The organism is Bacillus sp. 7884-1 (assembly GCF_002272245.1).
In the GTDB taxonomy this organism is placed as follows: domain Bacteria; phylum Bacillota; class Bacilli; order Bacillales; family Cytobacillaceae; genus Neobacillus.
Genome location: NZ_NPDD01000233.1, coordinates 1 through 3,292 on the forward strand (window position 1 = coordinate 1; position 3,292 = coordinate 3,292).

Here is a 3,292-nt window from a genome sequence, read left to right on the forward strand (position 1 = left end):
GCGGTGATTATTCAAAGAAGCTTTCCTTAGTGGAGCGCAAATCAACAGCCTAGTTTAACACAGCCTCGATAAAAATAAAACCAGACAAAAAAATGTCTGGTTTATTGTATCTATATATCAGAAGGTTCAAATGTTTTACAATCGGTTTCTTGACTGTTATCAGCTGTTTTCCCTTTATGGCTGACAACATAAATACTATCAGCACTGCATTTATTTCCTTTTGCCCAATAAGAGCAGTTGTTAACTTCACATAAAACATCTTGTGCCATTTTGTATCACTCCTTAGAATCATTGATAATACATAAATAGCTTTTGATTTTTTACCTCTATTCATCCCTGTAAGTAAAAGGGAACGAATGAACTAGTTTAAGGCTTTTTTTAGTGATTCTAAGTTCTGCTCCATTAGTGAAAAATATGTTTCGTTATCCTTGATATTTTTCTTTGTTAATACTCCTAAATTATGAACCGGTAAAGCCCTTGCACCAATTTCCTCCTGAACAATCTCCGCTAATTTGGATTGGACGTTTTGTTCGAAAAGGATATAATGGAGACCTTGCTCGTCAGCGATCGTAATAATTTCTTCTAGTTCTCGCTGTGTTGGTTCATTGGTTGTAGATAGACCAGAAATACTGATTTGTTCGATGCCGTATCTTTGCTCCCAATAACTAAAAGCCGCATGAGTTACTAGGATATTTCTATGTTTTGAATCTTGAATGGTACTTTCAAATTTCGAATGTAATTGATCTAATTCCTTTGAAAGCTGCTGATAATTTTGATCGAAGGTTTCTTTATTTTGGGGCATTTTTTCAACTAAAGAATCTCTTATTACAGCTGCCATTTCCTTCGAATAGATGGGGTCAAGCCATACATGGGGATTAAAATCTCCATGGCCCTCATCCTCATGGTCATCATGTGCTTCATGCTCTTCAACAGGTTCTAATATCAAATTCTCAGCTACTGGTATCATCGAGACGTTTTCGCTTTTTAATGATTCCTTTGCTTTTTCCACAAATCCTTCTAATCCTAAACCGATGTAGAAAAATAAGTCTGAATCAGCCAGTTTAATCATATCCTTTTGGGATGGTTCAAAGGTATGCTCATCTGCTCCTGGTGGATAAATCGTATTAATAGTAACGAATTTACCTCCGATACGCTCTGTAAAATATTGAAGCGGGAATACAGTAGTATAAATGCTGATTTTGTCTTTCTCTTTTTGTGTTACATCTTTTTCGGCACTGCAGGCAGACATTAACAGTAATAAAATGAGTATTGGATAAAAGATAATTTTTTTCATATTTGCTCCTTTAAAAGATAATAAACCGGAGTTATTACGATTTATAGTCGAAAAATTTTTAGGATTCGAATGATTAAAAAATGTATAATACGGAACGATTCCGATTTCCTTATGTATCTTACAAAAAAAATACGATAATTGCAAGCATAAAGTTGATACACCATTTAGTTTTTATGTATGCTTATAGTAACCAAATAAAAGGTGGGATAATTATGTCATTATTAAATGAAATACTTGATTATAATCAAAATTTTGTTGAAAGTCGTGAATATGAGAAATATGAAACAACAAAATTTCCGAATAAAAAAACGGTCATTTTAACATGTATGGATACAAGATTATTGGAATTATTGCCTAAGGCTTTGAACTTAAATAATGGGGATGTAAAGACCATTAAAAATGCTGGGGCCCTGGTATCTCATCCATTCGGAAGTATTATGAGAAGTATTCTTATTGCTGTATATCAGCTTCAAGCAGAAGAAGTCCTAGTCATTGCTCACCACGATTGTGGGATGAGTGGATTAAAAGCTGAACCAGTAATAAATAGTATGTTAAGCCGAGGGGTAAAAGATGAAACCATTGATACGCTTACCTATTCAGGTATCAATATAAAAAAATGGCTGCATGGATTTGATAATGTTACTGAAAGTGTCGAACATAGCGTGGAGGTAATTAGAAATCATCCATTAATGCCTGAAGGTGTTCCAGTGCATGGGTTAGTTATTGACCCAAAAACAGGAAAATTAGACCTAATTGTTGATGGGTACCAAAGTTAAATTTCCTTTTTTTCTGGCACCGGGTCAATTCCACCTGGATGAAAGGGATGACATTTAAGAATTCTCTTTAATGTAAGCCAGCCACCTTTGAAAGCTCCAAACCGTTGAACGGCTTCTAACCCATAATGGGAACAAGTAGGGTAAAAACGACAGCTTGGCGGTTTAATCGGGGAAATGGCAACTTGGTAGAATCGAATTATGGAAATAAAAATTTTTTTCAACATAGGGGCACTCCCTTTATAATTTACTAAAAGATATCATATAAAAGAAAAAACGTCTAAATTGTTAAATGAAACAATGTTGATGAAAAAACTCGGAATTTATAGTATGATTAGTTTTAGATATTAATAAGGAGTGGGGATAAATGCCTTCAGTAGAAAGCTTTGATTTAGATCATAATGCCGTTAAAGCACCTTATGTTAGACATTGTGGCGTCCATAAGGTAGGAAGCGATGGGATTGTTAATAAATATGATATCCGTTTTTGTCAGCCGAATAAACAGGCGATGAAGCCAGATGTCATTCATACATTAGAACATCTCCTTGCCTTTAATCTTCGTGCACACGTTGAAAAATATGATCATTTCGATATTATCGATATTTCACCTATGGGCTGTCAAACAGGTTATTATTTAGTTGTTAGTGGTGAGCCGACAATCGAAGAAATCATTGACCTTCTTGAAGATACTATGAAGACGGCAGTTGAAAAACATGAGATTCCTGCAGCAAACGAAAGACAATGCGGACAAGCGAAGCTCCACGATTTAGAGGGAGCAAAGCGCCTAATGCGTTTTTGGCTTGAGCAAAGTAAAGAAGATTTAAAACAAGTATTTGCTTAAACGAAAAGAATTCCTATTCTTAATGAATAGGAATTCTTTTATGAATTTTTTTCATTTTCCTCTTTTTTGTCATTATTTACATATGGATTATCATCGAGTGGATCTACTGTATGTTTAAATGAATAGGCTTTTGAAGTAGTAATGACTGCAAGCAATAGCACTACGATAATGATAACTATGCTTACCACAAATATCGTATACATATTTTCCCCCCTTGTATTCTTATATTCTAGCATGGTTTTACACTTTTTTAACCAAAAAAAGAAACTGCAGGATGCAGTTCCTTTTTGCTGGCTGAATCCAGCTCCAGCGCCTAGGGGCTCGGGGTCATAAGCTTGTCTAGTTGTGGCTCCTTGGGACTCGAGTCATAAGCCACCCCCTAAG

At 35.1% G+C, this 3,292-nt stretch carries 6 protein-coding genes; 2 read left to right on the plus strand and 4 right to left on the minus strand.

Features of this window, described 5'->3' with window-relative positions; translation table 11 throughout:
• Positions 1-110: 110 nt before the first annotated feature.
• Both CHI06_RS25285 and CHI06_RS25290 read right to left on the minus strand, forming a co-directional pair.
• Positions 111-269 carry a DUF1540 domain-containing protein gene (locus CHI06_RS25285; protein ID WP_095251392.1) on the minus strand — a complete coding sequence of 53 codons (159 nt, stop codon included), beginning with the start codon at positions 267-269 and terminating at the stop codon, positions 111-113.
• Between the two features lie 92 nt (positions 270-361).
• Positions 362-1,294, minus strand: coding sequence for a metal ABC transporter solute-binding protein, Zn/Mn family (locus CHI06_RS25290; protein WP_095251393.1), 933 nt, complete (start codon positions 1,292-1,294; stop codon positions 362-364).
• Positions 1,295-1,506: 212 nt separating this feature from the next.
• On the opposite strand from CHI06_RS25290, the gene CHI06_RS25295 reads away from it, so the two are divergent.
• Positions 1,507-2,070 carry a beta-class carbonic anhydrase gene (locus CHI06_RS25295; RefSeq protein ID WP_095251395.1) on the plus strand — a complete coding sequence of 188 codons (564 nt, stop codon included), beginning with the start codon at positions 1,507-1,509 and terminating at the stop codon, positions 2,068-2,070.
• Here the strand turns inward: CHI06_RS25295 and yidD are convergent.
• Positions 2,067-2,294, minus strand: a complete 228-nt coding sequence (yidD, locus tag CHI06_RS25300; RefSeq protein ID WP_095251396.1) for a membrane protein insertion efficiency factor YidD — start codon at positions 2,292-2,294, stop codon at positions 2,067-2,069. The two genes, CHI06_RS25295 and yidD, sit on opposite strands and share 4 nt — an antisense overlap.
• Before the next feature lie 140 nt (positions 2,295-2,434).
• On the opposite strand from yidD, the gene CHI06_RS25305 reads away from it, so the two are divergent.
• Positions 2,435-2,908 carry an S-ribosylhomocysteine lyase gene (locus tag CHI06_RS25305; protein ID WP_095251397.1) on the plus strand — a complete coding sequence of 158 codons (474 nt, stop codon included), beginning with the start codon at positions 2,435-2,437 and terminating at the stop codon, positions 2,906-2,908.
• Positions 2,909-2,946: 38 nt separating this feature from the next.
• Here the strand turns inward: CHI06_RS25305 and ytzI are convergent, their stop codons facing one another.
• Entirely contained in the window at positions 2,947-3,111 is a 165-nt protein-coding gene (gene ytzI / locus CHI06_RS25310; protein ID WP_095251398.1) for a YtzI protein, read from the minus strand.
• Positions 3,112-3,292 lie beyond the last annotated feature (181 nt).